The organism is Flavobacterium sp. ALJ2 (genome assembly GCF_015594725.1).
Lineage (GTDB): Bacteria > Bacteroidota > Bacteroidia > Flavobacteriales > Flavobacteriaceae > Flavobacterium.
The window spans coordinates 1-15,548 of sequence record NZ_JADNRC010000012.1 but is presented as its reverse complement, the minus strand read 5'-3'; the positions used below and the strand labels follow the sequence as shown (position 1 = coordinate 15,548).

General features: G+C 32.3%; 16 protein-coding genes. 8 read left to right on the top strand and 8 right to left on the bottom strand.

Annotated elements, in window-relative coordinates; translation table 11 throughout:
* Positions 1 to 12: 12 nt before the first annotated feature.
* Positions 13 to 1,698, bottom strand: a complete 1,686-nt coding sequence (locus IUY40_RS14105) for a sodium/sugar symporter (protein WP_195737509.1) — start codon at positions 1,696 to 1,698, stop codon at positions 13 to 15.
* Between the two features lie 61 nt (positions 1,699 to 1,759).
* Complete coding sequence (locus IUY40_RS14100) at positions 1,760 to 2,812, bottom strand: aldose epimerase family protein (RefSeq protein ID WP_195737508.1); 1,053 nt, start codon at positions 2,810 to 2,812, stop codon at positions 1,760 to 1,762.
* A 102-nt stretch (positions 2,813 to 2,914) separates the two neighbouring features.
* On the opposite strand from IUY40_RS14100, the gene IUY40_RS14095 reads away from it, so the two are divergent.
* Entirely contained in the window at positions 2,915 to 3,913 is a 999-nt protein-coding gene (locus tag IUY40_RS14095) for a GntR family transcriptional regulator (protein WP_195737507.1), read from the top strand.
* A 42-nt stretch (positions 3,914 to 3,955) separates the two neighbouring features.
* Positions 3,956 to 4,408, top strand: coding sequence for an OsmC family protein (locus IUY40_RS14090; protein WP_195737506.1), 453 nt, complete (start codon positions 3,956 to 3,958; stop codon positions 4,406 to 4,408).
* A 68-nt stretch (positions 4,409 to 4,476) separates the two neighbouring features.
* Here the strand turns inward: IUY40_RS14090 and pyk are convergent, their stop codons facing one another.
* The 5 genes from pyk to IUY40_RS14065 form a co-directional block, all read right to left on the bottom strand.
* On the bottom strand, positions 4,477 to 5,907 hold the full coding sequence (gene pyk, locus IUY40_RS14085; protein WP_195737505.1) for a pyruvate kinase: 1,431 nt from the start codon (positions 5,905 to 5,907) through the stop codon (positions 4,477 to 4,479).
* Between the two features lie 5 nt (positions 5,908 to 5,912).
* Positions 5,913 to 6,401 carry an IPExxxVDY family protein gene (locus IUY40_RS14080; RefSeq protein ID WP_195737504.1) on the bottom strand — a complete coding sequence of 163 codons (489 nt, stop codon included), beginning with the start codon at positions 6,399 to 6,401 and terminating at the stop codon, positions 5,913 to 5,915.
* A 114-nt stretch (positions 6,402 to 6,515) separates the two neighbouring features.
* Positions 6,516 to 7,256: a ribonuclease III domain-containing protein gene (locus IUY40_RS14075; protein ID WP_195737503.1), complete on the bottom strand. Its 741-nt coding sequence runs from the start codon at positions 7,254 to 7,256 to the stop codon at positions 6,516 to 6,518.
* A 7-nt stretch (positions 7,257 to 7,263) separates the two neighbouring features.
* Positions 7,264 to 8,517, bottom strand: a complete 1,254-nt coding sequence (gene fabF, locus IUY40_RS14070) for a beta-ketoacyl-ACP synthase II (RefSeq protein ID WP_195737502.1) — start codon at positions 8,515 to 8,517, stop codon at positions 7,264 to 7,266.
* Positions 8,518 to 8,708: 191 nt separating this feature from the next.
* Positions 8,709 to 8,945 (bottom strand): acyl carrier protein, encoded by a 237-nt coding sequence (locus IUY40_RS14065; protein WP_007137004.1) that lies wholly within the window; start codon positions 8,943 to 8,945, stop codon positions 8,709 to 8,711.
* A 175-nt stretch (positions 8,946 to 9,120) separates the two neighbouring features.
* Between IUY40_RS14065 and purN the strand changes: the two genes are divergently transcribed.
* Positions 9,121 to 9,693 carry a phosphoribosylglycinamide formyltransferase gene (purN, locus tag IUY40_RS14060; RefSeq protein WP_195737501.1) on the top strand — a complete coding sequence of 191 codons (573 nt, stop codon included), beginning with the start codon at positions 9,121 to 9,123 and terminating at the stop codon, positions 9,691 to 9,693.
* Positions 9,694 to 9,942: 249 nt separating this feature from the next.
* Entirely contained in the window at positions 9,943 to 10,425 is a 483-nt protein-coding gene (gene rnhA / locus IUY40_RS14055) for a ribonuclease HI (RefSeq protein WP_195737500.1), read from the top strand.
* A 61-nt stretch (positions 10,426 to 10,486) separates the two neighbouring features.
* On the opposite strand, the gene IUY40_RS14050 is transcribed toward rnhA, so the two are convergent.
* Positions 10,487 to 10,834 (bottom strand): DUF6249 domain-containing protein, encoded by a 348-nt coding sequence (locus IUY40_RS14050; RefSeq protein WP_195737499.1) that lies wholly within the window; start codon positions 10,832 to 10,834, stop codon positions 10,487 to 10,489.
* Positions 10,835 to 10,961: 127 nt separating this feature from the next.
* On the opposite strand from IUY40_RS14050, the gene IUY40_RS14045 reads away from it, so the two are divergent.
* From IUY40_RS14045 to IUY40_RS14030, 4 genes are all read left to right on the top strand, one after another.
* Positions 10,962 to 11,570, top strand: a complete 609-nt coding sequence (locus IUY40_RS14045) for a sigma-70 family RNA polymerase sigma factor (RefSeq protein ID WP_195737498.1) — start codon at positions 10,962 to 10,964, stop codon at positions 11,568 to 11,570.
* Positions 11,571 to 11,616: 46 nt separating this feature from the next.
* Complete coding sequence (locus IUY40_RS14040) at positions 11,617 to 12,018, top strand: hypothetical protein (RefSeq protein ID WP_195737497.1); 402 nt, start codon at positions 11,617 to 11,619, stop codon at positions 12,016 to 12,018.
* A gap of 203 nt (positions 12,019 to 12,221) precedes the next feature.
* The gene (locus IUY40_RS14035) at positions 12,222 to 13,145 is read left to right on the top strand and encodes a PfkB family carbohydrate kinase (RefSeq protein ID WP_195737496.1); all 924 of its coding nucleotides are present in this window, start codon (positions 12,222 to 12,224) and stop codon (positions 13,143 to 13,145) included.
* A 90-nt stretch (positions 13,146 to 13,235) separates the two neighbouring features.
* Complete coding sequence (locus IUY40_RS14030) at positions 13,236 to 15,134, top strand: amidophosphoribosyltransferase (RefSeq protein ID WP_195737495.1); 1,899 nt, start codon at positions 13,236 to 13,238, stop codon at positions 15,132 to 15,134.
* The last annotated feature ends 414 nt before the right edge of the window (positions 15,135 to 15,548 follow it).

Here is a 15,548-nt window from a genome sequence, read left to right as displayed (position 1 = left end):
AGTCGTAAATGGTTACCAGAACTTCACATATAAAGAGGCAATTATTAATAGAGCAATTACAATCAATACAGTTGTTTGTGGTTTTAGTTTAAACATTGTAGTATCTAATTCGAATGCTTTTGGATTTACTTTTGGTCCTGCAAAACTGATAAGAACCATGGCCATTGCAGTAAAGCAGAAAGATAATCCCATACAAATATGGAACGGAATTTCGTATGCTCCTTTTCCGTTTGGATAAGCAGTATATAATAATGTGTCATTACCAAATAACATTGGGGCGTATTCATTAAATAAGATAGATAATACAAACCCTAAAATTACACCTACAATAGCAGCAGCTCCAGTTGTTCTTTTCCAGAACATACCAAGAATAAACATGGCAAAAACTCCAGGGCTAATAAACCCAGTATATTTTTGGATGTATGTAAAACCTCCAACGCCGCCAATTCCTAAAATATCATTCCAAGTAAATAAAACAGCCAAAAGCATTGCAGCAAAAACAGCAATTCGACCAATGTTTACTTGTTGTTTCTCGCCAGCCTCTTTTTGTATGTATTTTTTATGAATGTCTAAAGTATAAATAGTCGAAATACTATTTACCTTACCGGCTAATGAAGCCACGATTGCTGCAGTTAAGGCTGCTACCGAAAGCCCTTTTAATCCTGTTGGTAAAAAAGTTAATACAGCAGAATAAGCTCCATCTTTTCCTCCAACAAGTTGAGGTAAATGTCCGTTTTGGTATAAAACATAAGCAGCAATACCAGGTAACATAACGATTAAAGGCATTAATAATTTTAAGAAACCTGCAAATAAAATACCTGTACGAGCAGTTTGTAAGTCGGCGCCAAGTGCTCTTTGAGTGATATATTGGTTGCAACCCCAATAGTTGAGGTTAATAATCCAGATACCAGCAACGTAAGATAATAATCCAGGAAAGGTTAAATACTTATCTATTTCTAGTTGAGAAGAAGTAGCTGTTGGTTTTGGGATTATCATCTTAAAGTGCTCTGGGGCTTCTTGCATTAATACTTTAAAACCCGCAATAGCATTTTGACCCACACCAAAATAGTGTCCTACAGTGGTTAGAGCAATATAAGAAGTTACTAACCCACCTATTATTAATACTGCAACTTGAATCACATCAGTATAAGCAACTACTTTCATTCCGCCCAAGGAAATTATTAACGCAAAGAGAGCCAATCCTACCATAATAACATGAAGATATTCTCCTCCCGCTAATCCATTAATAGCAACAGCTCCTAAGTACAAAATAGAAGTAAGGTTCACAAAAACATACAAAAACAACCAAAAAACAGCCATAATCAAAGCAGTCGATTCATTATAACGTGTTTTTAAAAACTGAGGCATGGTATAAATCTTGTTTTTAAGATAAACAGGAATAAACCAGACGGCAACAATTATTAATGTAATAGCAGCAACCCATTCATAAGCAGCAACAGCAATTCCTAAAAAGAAACCTTCGCCGCTCATTCCGATAAATTGTTCTGCTGAAATATTAGATGCGATTAACGAAGCTCCAATTGCCCACCAAGTTAGGTTTCCTTCAGCAAGGAAATAAGCTTTGGCATCTTTTTCGTCTTTTTTACGTTTTCGGTATATAGTGTAGCCGTAAGTAGATACTACAATAAAGTAGACGATGAAAACTACATAATCGGCGAGAGCAAGGGTTTGGTTCATGGTAATGGCGTTATAGAGGGAAATTAATATAAAATTTTTTCGTGGTTATTGTAAGGTGGTTTTAAATAGACTGAAATTTATAAACAGTTTTATGATGGTATTTATCTTCTTTTCTAAGTACTGAATTAGGAAAACGGGATTGATTAGGAGCATCGGGATAATTTTGGGTTTCAAAACAAATGCCGCTTAAAGAATGGTACGTAACGTTTTCTTTTCCTTTTATTTCGGCTGAACAATTACCGCCTACAAATACATGAACACTTGGCTGATCTGTATAAACAGTCATTCGTAATCCGCTTGTTGGACTATAAAGTGCAGCAGCAATGTCATTTTTAGTTTCTATTATAAATGAATTATCAATAATAGGAGGGCAGTTTGCAGGAGTTCTAAAATCGAAAGGATGATCTAAAAGATTTAATATATTTCCTGTTGGGATATTCTCAGGAGTTGTTTCTAATATTTCATCCGAGTTTACAATCATTTCCTGGTCTGCAACACTAGAGTCATGTCCGTTAAGATTAAAATAACTATGATTTGTTAAGTTTATAATCGTATCCTCTGTGGTAGTTGCATTGTATTCTAGTTGTAACTCATTGTCTTCAGATAGTGTATAAGTCAGGCTTACAGATAAGTCTCCAGGATAATTTTCTTCATTTGCAGGACTTAAAAGAGTCATTGTTATTGATGGATTTTCGCCTTCGGTAATTGTTTCTACTTTCCATTTTTTTTGAGCAAAACCAATAATTCCACCATGTATGGAATGATTGGTTTTGTTTTTGTTTAAAAGATATGTTTTATCATTTAAGGTAAAAGTTCCATTATTTATTCTGCCAGAATAACGACCTATGGTAGCGCCAAAATACGGCGCGTCAGATAAAAAGTATGATTTTAAATATTTTTCTAAGTTGTCAAAACCTAAAACTACATCTATGAGTTCTCCGTTCTCAAGCGGTACTATTAACGAAGTAACTGTTGCTCCATAATCGATAATAGTGGCTTGCATGCCGTTTTTATTGGTTAATTTATAAGAATGGATAGCGTTGTTGTCGGGTAATATACCAAAGAATCCTTTTGTGTTTATATCTGTAAAATGTGATTTGTGTTTTATTTTCATTATTTTTTTGTGAAAAATGAAATTCAAAAATATGTATATATTGACACGATTCATACCAGCACCTACCAGTTTTTTGTATATTGCATAAAAACCAAACCTTTTATGAATATAATTTCTATCCAAAATAATCTAGGTGTTCCTAAATACAAGCAGATTATAGCTTCTGTTGAGAGCAGCATTAATAAGAAAAATTTAAAGAAAGGCGATAGACTACCATCAGTTAATAAAGTGTGTTTAGCCTTTTCTTTGTCAAGAGATACTGTCTTGCAGGCTTATGATGAATTAAAAAAGAGAGGTATTATTTATGCCATACCAGGAAAGGGATATTATATTAAAAGTGTTGAAATCACGATTAAAGAGCGGGTTTTTTTACTTTTTGATGAATTGAATAATTTTAAAGAAGATATTTATATTTCGTTTTTGAGGAATATAGGTGAAGAAGTGCAGGTTGATATCTTTTTTTACTATTTCAATACTAAGGTTTTTAAGAAACTAATAAATGACAATAACGGAGCATATACTAAATATATAATAATGCCAACCGATTTAGCAGATGCAGCTTCTTGTATAAATACCCTACCAGTAAATGAAGTTTATATTTTGGATCAGACTAGTGAAGCTTTAAAAGCATATCCATCAGTTTGCCAGAATTTTCCAAAAGATATTTACGATGCGTTAGTAAAAGGAAAAACTAAACTAGATAAATATAGGAAGCTTATTATGATTTTTCCAGGATTTAGAGAGCCTTTAGGAATGAAAGTTGGTTTTTTGAAATTTTGCAATGATTTTTCATTTGATAATGAAGTGATCACTGAGTTTAGAGAAAGAGAAGTTAAAGTAGGAGAGGTATATATAATTCCTAATGATAGAGATTTGGTTCGGGTTATCGAAAAATCCAAACGTCAAGATTTAAAGCTTGGAATTGATTTTGGAATTATCTCTTATAATGAAACACCATTAAAAAAAGTGGTTGAAAATGGAATAACAACTATTTCAACAAATTTTGAAGAAATGGGAAAAATTATGGCAAAGATGGTTTTGTCAGGAAAAAAACAAAATATTGAAAACAAATCCTCTTTGATCATGCGTAATTCATTGTAATCAGAAGTTTTGTTATTGTAGTTTTTTAAATTTAAAATAATTATGGGATTTAAACATTTATTCAAAGCAGAGGTCAAATGGGAGTCAAATGAAAATGAACTTAATCCTAAAAATCACGAGATCACAATTGAAGGAAAACCTAAACTAAGCGTCTCTGCTGCAAAAGCTTTTAAAGGTGATGCAAAGCTATACAATCCAGAAGATATGCTACTGAGTAGTCTTGTTTCTTGCCACATGATGTCGTATTTCTATGTTTGCAGTCAAAATGGGATTGAAGTGGTTACTTATTCAGATAACGCTGAGGCTATTCTAGAGGTTGAGTTTAATGGAAGTGGACGTTTTACGGAAGTTCGATTGAATCCAAAAGTAACAATTGCTAATCCAGACAAAATCCAACTTGCATTAGAGTTACATAAAAAAGCAAATCAGTTGTGTTTTATAGCCAATTCATGCAATTTCCCAGTTTTGCATAATCCAACTTGTGAAGTAGTCTGAATTTATATAAAATAAAAATCCGTCAAGTATAATACAAGACGGATTTAATATTTTGAAAGGAGATCAGTTTACTCTATTTCAGAAACTCTCATGGTGTTTACCATTCCTTTTTCTTTAATAGGCATTGCAGCTAAGTTGATTAGGTAATCACCTTTTACAACATATCCCTTATCTTTTACGATTTGATTTACATCAGTTACAGTATCATCAGTACTTACATCTTTGTCATAGTAATAAGATTTAACTCCCCATAAAAGACTCAATTGAGTTAAAATTCTTCTGTTAGAAGTAAATACTAAAATATGAGCAGATGGTCTCCAAGCTGAAATTTGGAAAGCAGTATATCCACTATTTGTAAGCGTACAAATTGCTTTAGCTTTTATAACATTAGCCATCATAGCCGCTTGCTGACAAATTGTTTTGGTAATAAAACGATTTGTTTTTATTTGTGGTGTATTTTGTGGAACATGAATTAGCGGAGAGTCTTCAACAGCTTCGATAATTTGAGTCATTTTTTGGATAACCTGAACAGGGTAATTTCCTGCAGCAGTTTCTCCAGAAAGCATTACAGCATCAGCACCATCCATAACAGAGTTAGCAACGTCATTTACTTCAGCACGAGTAGGTGTTAAGCTAGTGATCATTGTTTCCATCATTTGTGTTGCCACAATTACAGGAATACGAGCTGTTTTTGCTCTACGGATTAATTCTTTTTGAACTAAAGGTACTTCATGAGCAGGAAGTTCAACCCCTAAATCTCCACGAGCCACCATTAAAGCGTCGCAATAAGCAACGATTTTATCCATATTCTCTAATGCTTCAGGCATTTCGATTTTAGCAACGATTGGAATTTTAACATCAGAGTGTTTTGCAATTAACTCTTGTAAGTCTTGTAAGTCACGTGGTGTTTTTACAAATGAAAGAGCAATCCAATCAACTTTTTGTTCAATAGCAAAAATTGCATCAGCGATATCTTTCTCAGTTAATGCAGGTAAAGATATTTTAGTATTAGGAAGGTTAACTCCTTTTTTAGATTTTAGTTCACCACCTTGAATTACCACAGCAGTAACTTCTGTTTTTTTGTCAGTTGTAAGGATTTCAAAAATAAGTTTTCCGTCATCAAGTAAAATACGCTCTCCAGGATTTACATCATTTGGAAAGTTTTGGTACTTCATGAAAACTTTTTTTGCAGTACCAATAATGTCTTCAGCAGTAGTAAAAGTGATTACATCACCATCGTTTACTACAACACCTTCTTCCATTATTCCCACACGAAGTTTAGGACCTTGTAAGTCTCCAAGTATAGCTGTAGTATAGCCAAACTCTTCGTTAAGTCCTCTAATGATATTGATTTTCTCCTTTACACCTTCGTAATCTGCATGCGAAAAATTAACTCTAAATACGTTCACACCTGCTTCGATCATGTCTTTTATGATCTCTCTAGTACCACATGCAGGGCCAAGTGTGGCTACAATTTTGGTTTTTTTGTTTGTAAGCATTTCTATTAAAAAATTAAATTGTTTTTTGATTTTATTTTATTCGTATCAACTATATAAACCGTTGAGATGGTATCAATGGTGTTTAATATTTGTTGTATTTTTAATATATCGAAAGCTCCCTCACTCTTTTCAATTTTTAAAAAATAATCAACTTTTTTAAACTCAGGTAGTAAATATACTTTTGTGGCTAGTTCAATTGGAGAATCTGAAAATAAATCCTGATTGTCATTTGGTGTATTTTGAATGACTTCGTTTTTATTCTGAATCAAATCCCAGTAAAGTTCTTTTTCTTCGTCATAATAATCAAATCGTGAAAAATGAGTCTCACCTTCTTTCACATTAATTTGAATTTCATTTTTACTTTTACTCAAAAGAACTGGGAAATTCTGATTGATAAAATACGCCAATCTATAATCTTCCATTGAAGTATGTATGGCAATTAAATTATAATCAATTTCATCAAATTCGCCTAATTCTAATTTATGAATAGCCATTCCCTGAAAAAATAAGTTGTAAATATACTATTTCTATTGCTGGTTCAATAGTTAAGATTGGTATGTTTTTGTTAATTTATAAACGAAAACGATATAGTTTTAAGAAAATCGGGTTTATTTCTTGTCTATTTTTTCTTGAAAAGCAAAATAGGCACGTTGAGAAGCCTTCTCTTCAGCTTTCTTTTTGGAAGTTGCTCGCGCTCTTGCGACTACTTTATCATCAATACTTAATTTTACGCCAAATAAACGTTCGCCACCAATACCATTGTCTTCAAAAATATCGTAATGGAATATCTTTTTCTCCTTTTGACACCATTCGATAACTAAGCTTTTATAACTTATTACTTTTCCTTCCAGTCGGGTTATGTCTACATATGGGCTAATTACGCTATTTTGAATGAATTTTTCACAATAAGAATAACCTCTGTCTAAGTAAATAGCGCCTATAAGTGATTCGAAAATATTACCATGGATGTTTTCTCCAAAATGCTGCAAAGGTACTTTGCTCTCAATAAACCGAACAAGATTTAAATCCTTTCCTAGGTCGTTTAAATGCTCTCTACTTACTATTTTAGAACGCATTTTGGTTAAGTAGCCTTCATCTCCAGCAGGAGCTTTGTTGAATAAATGTGCAGCAATTACAGCGCTTAACATTGCATCTCCCAAAAACTCTAGACGTTCGTAGTTAATAGGATGTCCGTTTTCGTCTAGTCGATTAGAAGAGCGATGTGTAAATGCTTTCTTGTAAAACTGAATCGAAATGGGTGGAAATCCAAGTATTTTTTGAATAGAATCAAAAAAAATCCCGTCTTCTTGAGAACGGGATTTTGAAAATATTTTTTTGAAAATACTCATATAAAAACTAGTCAACTAATTTTTTAAATAAAACACAAGCATTGTGACCTCCAAAACCGAAAGTGTTACTCATAGCAACATTAACTTCTCTATATTGAGGTTTGTTTAGTGTTAAATTTAATGAAGGATCTATTTTTTCGTCAGCAACCGTATGATTGATAGTTGGGGGTATAATACCGTGTTTCATGGCAAGTATAGAAGCAATTGCTTCGATAGCACCAGCAGCACCAAGTAAGTGACCAGTCATAGATTTAGTAGAGTTGATATTTATTTTTTTGGCATGATCTCCAAAAACAGCACTAATTGCTTTTAATTCAGCAACATCCCCAAGTGGAGTAGATGTACCATGCGTATTAATATGATCAACATCTTCAGGTTTCATACCAGCATCACGCAATGTGTTTTTCATTACAGCAATAACCCCAATTCCTTCCGGATGTGGTGCCGTTAAATGGTATGCATCAGATGACATTCCGCCTCCGCCAATTTCGCAATATATTTTTGCTCCACGTGCTTTTGCATGCTCATAATCCTCAAGTACTAATGCACCAGCTCCTTCACCTAAAACAAAACCGTCACGAGTAGCATCAAAAGGTCTTGAAGCAGTCTCAGGACTTTCGTTTCTGGTTGATAAAGCATGCATAGAGTTAAAACCTCCCATTCCAGCAATTGTAATAGCAGCTTCTGATCCACCAGAGATGATAACATCACACATTCCTAAACGAATGTAATTGAAGGCATCAATAAGTGCATTAGCAGAAGAAGCACAAGCAGAAACAGTTGTATAATTTGGTCCCATATAACCATTTCTCATAGAAATGTGTGCAGGAGCAATATCAGCAATCATTTTAGGAATAAAGAATGGATTAAATTTTGGTGTACCATCTCCTTTAGCATAATAAATTACTTCTTCTTGAAAAGTTTGTAAACCACCAATTCCAGCTCCCCAAATAACTCCAACTCTTTGTTTGTCAATATTATCATCTGTAAGTCCAGCATCTTTTATAGCCTCATCACTTGCAGCAACAGCATATTGTGCAAATTTATCAAGTCTACGTGATTCTTTACGATCCATAAAATCTTCGATGTTGAAGTTTTTTACTTCACAGGCAAATTTCGTTTTATGTTTCTCTGTATCGTAATACGTTATTGGGGCAGCACCGCTAACTCCATTGATAAGCGCGTTCCAATACTCCTGAATGTTATTTCCAATAGGAGTAAGTGCGCCTAATCCTGTTACAACAACTCGCCTTAATACCATAAATATGTGTTTTATTAGCTTTAAACAAATAAAACCCACGCTTTCTTGATTGTATTATATTACAAAAGAGCCATGGGTATTACAATATAAATATATTTTTTTGATTGAAAATCAACCCAAAATTTAAATTTTTATAAAAAATAATAACACCCGACTTTTTATAGTTTATAAAAAAATCGGGTGGAAATTTATTATTTTTTAGCTTCTTCGATGTAAGAAATAGCTTGACCAACAGTAGCAATGTTTTCTGCTTGATCATCTGGAATTTGAATATCAAATTCTTTTTCGAATTCCATAATAAGCTCAACAGTGTCTAATGAGTCAGCTCCTAAATCATTAGTGAAGCTTGCTTCTGTTACAACTTCGTTTTCGTCAACACCTAATTTGTCTACGATAATCGCTTTTACTCTTGATGCAATGTCTGACATAATCTTTAATTTTAGAATTTAATTTGTTGGCAAAAATAAAAAACTTTATTTTAAAACCACGATTTAGTTAATAAATGTAACACTAATTTATAAAATTTATTTGAACAAAGGGGTTGGAATGTTATTTATTTTGGTTTTTTATTCCGTTTTTTGCAAAAAATAAATTAATTCGAGTATGAAAAAAATAATCGTTTTTGCTTCAGGATCAGGAAGTAACGCAGAAAATATAATAAAATATTTTGCTGAAACACAAATTGCAAATGTTGTTTCTGTGTTTACTAATAACGCTAATGCTAAAGTAATTGAAAGAGCCAAAAACTATCATGTAGAGGTCGAAATTTTCACTAAAACAGAATTAATTGAAGGTTATGTACTACAAAAAGTAAAATTAATTAACCCCGATCTTATTATTTTAGCTGGTTTCCTGCTTCAATTCCCAAAACAGATAATCGAAGCATATCCTAATAAAATAATAAATATACATCCTGCATTATTGCCTAACTATGGAGGGAAGGGAATGTATGGAATGCACATTCATAGAGCAATAGTAGAAAATAAGGAAAAAGAGACAGGAATAAGTATTCATTATGTAAATGAAAATTATGATGAAGGGGCAATTATTTTTCAGGAAAAAGTAGTTTTAACAGATACAGATACAGCTGAAGATGTGGCCGCTAAAATTCATGAATTAGAACAAAAACACTTTCCGGAAGTTATTCATAGGCTGGTAGAGGCCTTAGAATTTTAGATATCTTAGATTAGTTAGATTGTTGTTTTTATTCTAGGTTTGAAAAAAGAATAAAAAGAGATAAAATTGTTTTTTGTTTCGCTTGAAAAAGTAAATAGAAACAGAATTTTTTTCTTTCTAAGTATTTAGAAAGAAAGTCGACTTGTAGTTCAAGAAGTCTAACAGTCCAAGAATCTGAAAATCTAACTAATCTAAGTAGTCTAAAAAGCATAGCAAGTCTAAGAAGTCTAAAAATCTAAGTAGTCTAAAATGAATCAACACGAAGTACATATATATACAGATGGTGCGGCTAAGGGTAATCCTGGCAATGGAGGATATGGAGTTGTTATGGAATTGGTAGGAACGCCACATAAAAAGGAATATTATGAGGGATTTCGATTAACAACAAATAATAGAATGGAACTTTTGGCTGTAATAGTAGGTCTCGAAAAACTTAAAAAACCAAGCATGAAAGTACTTGTTATTTCGGATTCGAAATATGTAGTCGATTCTGTTTTAAAAAAATGGGTCTTTGGTTGGGAGAAGAAAAAATTTGTTGGGAGGAAAAATCCTGACTTATGGAAACGTTTTCTAATTATTTATAGAAAACACCAAGTAGATTTTAAATGGATAAAAGGACATAATAATCATCCTCAAAACGAACGTTGTGATCAATTGGCTGTAATGGCTTCGATGCAAAAACAACTTTCAATAGATGCCTATTATGAAGATATAGGTTCAAAAGAAGCATAAAAAGAATAACGTGTCTGAGATATATTTTTCAGACACGTTATTTATAGAAATCAAGAGAGATTTAATTGTTGTTTAAATCTTTAGATTTATTAAATCCGATAAGTAGCCCAATTCCTGCCATCGTAAAAATAGTAGCAGGATATACAGCGTCATCCTGAAGAGATGTGTAAGTTGTAATAAGTAAGGCGATAAAAATCCCAATTCCACTTCCGATTAGTAAAAAAGCTAAATTTAAAACAAGTACTTTCCATATAGGAGCAGTATTGTTTTTACTATTTGAAAAAATACTAGCATCTATGCCCTTTTCTATAAGAGCTAAACGTTCTCTGTTTCTGGTAGAAAAAATAAGATATGCAATTCCAAAGATCATAAGGAAAAGACTAATTGGTATTAACATTTGTGGACCCATAATTTTTTAAATTTAATTGATTGATATTCCATATGACGAAAGATGTTTGATAGAGGTTACAGATTTTACTAAAATATTTTTTTAATTTAGTTGTAACCTTAATGAGATTGTTGTCGTCATATGGAATATGGATAAAGTAAATGATCAGTATTATATCAATCGGATTCTTTTAGGAGAAACTAATATGTTTGCAGTATTAGTCGATCGCTATAAAGACCTGATTTTTACTTTGGCTATAAAAATGGTAAAAAATAGAGAGATAGCTGAAGAAGTTTCTCAAGATACCTTTATTAAAATTTTTAATTCCCTCAATAAATTTAAAGGAGATTCTAAGTTTTCAACTTGGATTTATAAAATTGCATATAATACATCTTTGGATTATTTGAAGAAGAATAAAAAAGATGAAAGCAACGTTGTAATCGATGAACTTAAAGGATATTTGGTTAAAACAACTGATAATGCTTTAAGTATTTTGGAAGATCAGGAACGAAAGCAGGATATTCAGAATTGTTTAAATTTGTTATCAAGTGAAGAAAGTTTCTTATTGACACTTTTTTATTTTGACGACCAGAGTTTAAATGAAATTGGTAAGATTATGGACATTAGTGTTAATAATGTCAAAATAAAATTATTTCGGAGCAGAAAAAAACTAGCAGTTATTTTAAAAGAGAAATTGGAACCTGACACATTAAATTATTATGATATCGGTAAGATTCCAAAAACAAAAATAAAATAAAGAATACCGATAGCATATTCCATTAAAAAACAAATATTGTCTACGTATGAAAGAGAGCGATAAATATTATGAAAATCTAGTTGACAAAGTAATGGTCGAAAGTACTTTGCAAAAGCCTTCTGCAGATTTTACATCTAAAATTATGTCTCAAGTTTTTATTATAGAGAAAAATAAGAGGATTGTATACAAACCACTAATCTCAAAACCAGTTTGGATTGTCATTTTTGGAAGCTTAATTGCTTTTGTTGGATATGTAATTTTTGCAGGAAATCAAGTAACAGATTATGATTTAAAGGGAAGTGCTTTGTACTATTCTAAAATGGATAATTTGATTCCAGTGTTTCAGTTTTCAAAAAGCACTTCTTATGCAGTTTTAATTGTTGTTTTAATGGTATTAATTCAGATACCATTATTGAAGAATTATTATGATAAAAAATATGAATTATAAGTCTTTTTTTTTTGAGAATTATTGATTGATTTATTCTTGTAACCGCAGGAAATTAGTAGGTATTTTTTTATTATAACCCTTTGGCTTTTAATATGTTTGCTTGTTTTATTTGGTTTTGATTTTTATAAAAATTTTGGTGCAATGAACCGTTGCAACTCTGAAACTTATAAAGTATCTTTGCACCTTAATTCGAAATTCATAAAATGAATAAATTACTGATTGTCGGAACAGTTGCTTTCGATGCGATTGAAACTCCTTTTGGGAAAACAGATAAAATATTAGGTGGTGCAGCGACATATATTGGTTTGTCGGCATCGTTTTTCAACCTACAATCGGCTATTGTTTCTGTAGTTGGAGATGATTTTCCTCAAGAATATTTAGATTTGTTAACGTCAAGAAATATTGATATTTCTGGACTTGAAATTGTAAAAGGAGGAAAAACTTTCTTTTGGAGTGGACGTTATCATAACGATCTAAATTCAAGAGATACATTGGCAACTGAGCTTAATGTATTGGCAGATTTTCAGCCTAAAGTTCCAGAAAACTTTAAAGACTCAGATGTTGTAATGTTAGGAAATTTACATCCGTTGGTACAAAGTAGTGTTTTGGATCAAATGGAATCAAAACCAAAGTTAGTGGTTTTAGATACAATGAACTTTTGGATGGATTGTGCTTTGCCTGAATTATTAGAGGTTATAAAGCGTGTTGATGTAATTACAATCAATGATGAAGAAGCAAGACAACTTTCGGGAGAATATTCGTTAGTAAAAGCAGCTGCAAAGATTCACACTCTTGGACCAAAATATGTGGTAATTAAGAAAGGAGAACACGGAGCATTGTTATTTCATGATAAAGAAGTGTTTTTTGCGCCAGCATTGCCTTTAGAAGATGTTTTCGATCCAACAGGAGCTGGAGATACATTTGCAGGAGGATTTGCAGGATTTATTGCACAGAGTGAAAACATATCATATAAGAATATGAAGAATGCTGTAATTTATGGATCGAATTTAGCTTCTTTTTGTGTAGAGAAATTTGGGACAGAAAGAATGGTAGCATTAGATAAAAACGAAGTAGTTGCGAGATTAAAACAATTTAAATCGCTAACTCAGTTTGACATAGAACTATAAAGAATTAAAGCCTCGTTCACGGGGCTTTTTTGATTTTGTTATTACAATGAATAGTAGAAACCACAACAACAACACACAAACACAAATACAATGAGTGACGCTTTAAAACACGAATGTGGTATAGCTTTGGTTAGACTTCTTAAACCGCTTGAATATTACAAAGAAAAATACGGAACAGCTTTTTATGGGGTACAAAAAATGTATCTTATGATGGAGAAGCAGCATAACCGTGGTCAAGATGGAGCTGGTTTTGCAAGTATTAAATTAGACGTTGAACCTGGACAACGATACATAAGTAGAGTTCGTTCTAATCACGCACAACCGATACAAGATGTTTTTAAGCAAATAAATGAGCGTATTAATGAAGAAATGACTTCACATCCTGAATACGCAAATGATGTTGAAAAACAAAAAGCAAATATTCCATATATAGGAGAGTTGTTTTTAGGGCACGTTCGTTACGGAACTTTTGGTAAAAATAGTATCGAAAGTGTACATCCATTTTTACGTCAGAGTAATTGGATGCACCGCAATCTTATTTTAGCAGGTAATTTTAACATGACTAATGTTAAAGAGCTTTTTGAGAATTTAGTTGAGTTGGGACAGCATCCTAAAGAAATGGCGGATACAGTTACAGTTATGGAGAAAATAGGTCACTTTCTTGATAAAGAAGTGATGTCATTATATCAAGATTGTAAAAAGGAAGGCTATTCTAAAAGAGAAGCTTCGCCAGTAATTGCAGACCGATTAGACATTGGAAAAATATTGATGCGATCAGCTAAAAACTTAGATGGTGGTTACGCAATGGCAGGTTTACTAGGTCATGGTGATGCATTTGTGTTTAGAGATCCAGCAGGGATTCGTCCTGCTTATTTTTATCAAGATGATGAGGTTGTAGTCGTAGCATCTGAAAGACCAGTTATTCAAACTGTTTTTAACGTACCCTTTGCTAGTGTTCAGGAAATTGAACCAGGAAATGCATTAATCATTAAAAAAAGTGGTAAAGTTTCGATGGAAGAAATTTTAACACCAACTGTTAAAAAAGCATGTTCGTTTGAAAGAATCTATTTCTCAAGGGGTAGTGATGCTGAAATATATCAAGAGCGCAAAATTTTAGGTAGATTAATTTTACCTGCAGTCTTAGAAGCTATTGATAGTGATACAGACAATACCGTTTTTTCATATATCCCAAATACAGCAGAAACTTCTTTTTATGGTTTAGTTGAAGCTGCTCAGGATTTCTTGAATCAGAGAAAAAACAACTATATAATAGCCAATAGAAATACACTTACTGCAGATACGTTGCAGGAGTTACTTGCTGTAAAAATACGTACTGAGAAAGTAGCTATTAAAGATGCAAAATTAAGAACCTTTATTACAGAGGATAGTAGTCGTGATGACTTAGTTGCTCACGTATATGATGTAACATATGGTGTTATAAAACCAACGGATAACCTAGTAATAATTGATGATAGTATTGTTCGTGGAACTACACTTAAAATGAGTATCATAAAAATGATGGATCGTTTAAATCCAAAGCGAATTGTAATTGTATCATCAGCACCACAAATTCGTTACCCAGATTGTTACGGAATCGATATGGCAAAGTTGGAAGGTTTGGTAGCTTTTAGAGCAGCTTTAGAATTGTTAAAAGAACGAAATCTGTATAATATAGTAGATGAAGTTTATGCAAAGTGTAAAGCTCAGGAGAATTATTTAGACAGTGATGTTGTAAATTATGTTACTGCAATTTATGCGCCATTTGAACCGCAAGAAATCTCAGATAAAATTGCAGAAATGTTAAGTTCACCAGAGATAAATGCCGAAGTAAAAATCATATTTCAAAGAGTAGAGGATTTGCATATTGCATGTCCTAAAAATCTTGGAGATTGGTATTTTACAGGAGATTACCCTACTCCAGGAGGGAATAGAGTAGTGAATCGTGCTTTTATGAATTTCTATGAAGGAAAAGACGCTAGAGCGTATTAAAAATATAACAAAAGGTTAAAATATGCATTTCATCGGTTTTTTTTACCGTTTGTCCTAATTGTTTGGACAAAATGTATTGCTAACATACTTTTGTAGTACCATAACATTAGTAGGTTAAGTTTATGGTAGATTTGGGGCAAAAAAGGCGGAAGAGATTCCGCCTTTTTTATTGGAATAAAGTCAAGGAGATAGCTTAAAAAAAGGCTCTCTTATATGAAAAAGGACTAATAAACGTTTTTTTTTGTAGTTCAACAGAAATATTTGTCAGAGCTACAATGTTAACATACATTTGAAGAACCATAACATTAGTAGGTTAAGTTTATGGTAGATTTGGGGCAAAAAAGGCGGAAGAGATTCCGCCTTTTTTATTGGAATAAACTCAAATAAAAAATAGAATTTAGTGAATAGAAAAAA

Bases quoted from the DNA above. Each gene is read 5' to 3' on its own strand.
- IUY40_RS14105 (WP_195737509.1), bottom strand. From the start codon at position 1,698: ATGAACCAAACCCTTGCTCTCGCCGATTATGTAGTTTTCATCGTCTAC.
- IUY40_RS14075 (WP_195737503.1), bottom strand. From the start codon at position 7,256: ATGAGTATTTTCAAAAAAATATTTTCAAAATCCCGTTCTCAAGAAGAC.
- rnhA (WP_195737500.1), top strand. From the start codon at position 9,943: ATGAATCAACACGAAGTACATATATATACAGATGGTGCGGCTAAGGGT.
- IUY40_RS14065 (WP_007137004.1), bottom strand. From the start codon at position 8,945: ATGTCAGACATTGCATCAAGAGTAAAAGCGATTATCGTAGACAAATTA.
- fabF (WP_195737502.1), bottom strand. From the start codon at position 8,517: ATGGTATTAAGGCGAGTTGTTGTAACAGGATTAGGCGCACTTACTCCT.
- IUY40_RS14045 (WP_195737498.1), top strand. From the start codon at position 10,962: ATGGATAAAGTAAATGATCAGTATTATATCAATCGGATTCTTTTAGGA.
- IUY40_RS14050 (WP_195737499.1), bottom strand. From the start codon at position 10,834: ATGGGTCCACAAATGTTAATACCAATTAGTCTTTTCCTTATGATCTTT.
- pyk (WP_195737505.1), bottom strand. From the start codon at position 5,907: ATGCTTACAAACAAAAAAACCAAAATTGTAGCCACACTTGGCCCTGCA.
- IUY40_RS14035 (WP_195737496.1), top strand. From the start codon at position 12,222: ATGAATAAATTACTGATTGTCGGAACAGTTGCTTTCGATGCGATTGAA.
- IUY40_RS14090 (WP_195737506.1), top strand. From the start codon at position 3,956: ATGGGATTTAAACATTTATTCAAAGCAGAGGTCAAATGGGAGTCAAAT.
- purN (WP_195737501.1), top strand. From the start codon at position 9,121: ATGAAAAAAATAATCGTTTTTGCTTCAGGATCAGGAAGTAACGCAGAA.
- IUY40_RS14100 (WP_195737508.1), bottom strand. From the start codon at position 2,812: ATGAAAATAAAACACAAATCACATTTTACAGATATAAACACAAAAGGA.
- IUY40_RS14030 (WP_195737495.1), top strand. From the start codon at position 13,236: ATGAGTGACGCTTTAAAACACGAATGTGGTATAGCTTTGGTTAGACTT.
- IUY40_RS14040 (WP_195737497.1), top strand. From the start codon at position 11,617: ATGAAAGAGAGCGATAAATATTATGAAAATCTAGTTGACAAAGTAATG.
- IUY40_RS14080 (WP_195737504.1), bottom strand. From the start codon at position 6,401: ATGGCTATTCATAAATTAGAATTAGGCGAATTTGATGAAATTGATTAT.
- IUY40_RS14095 (WP_195737507.1), top strand. From the start codon at position 2,915: ATGAATATAATTTCTATCCAAAATAATCTAGGTGTTCCTAAATACAAG.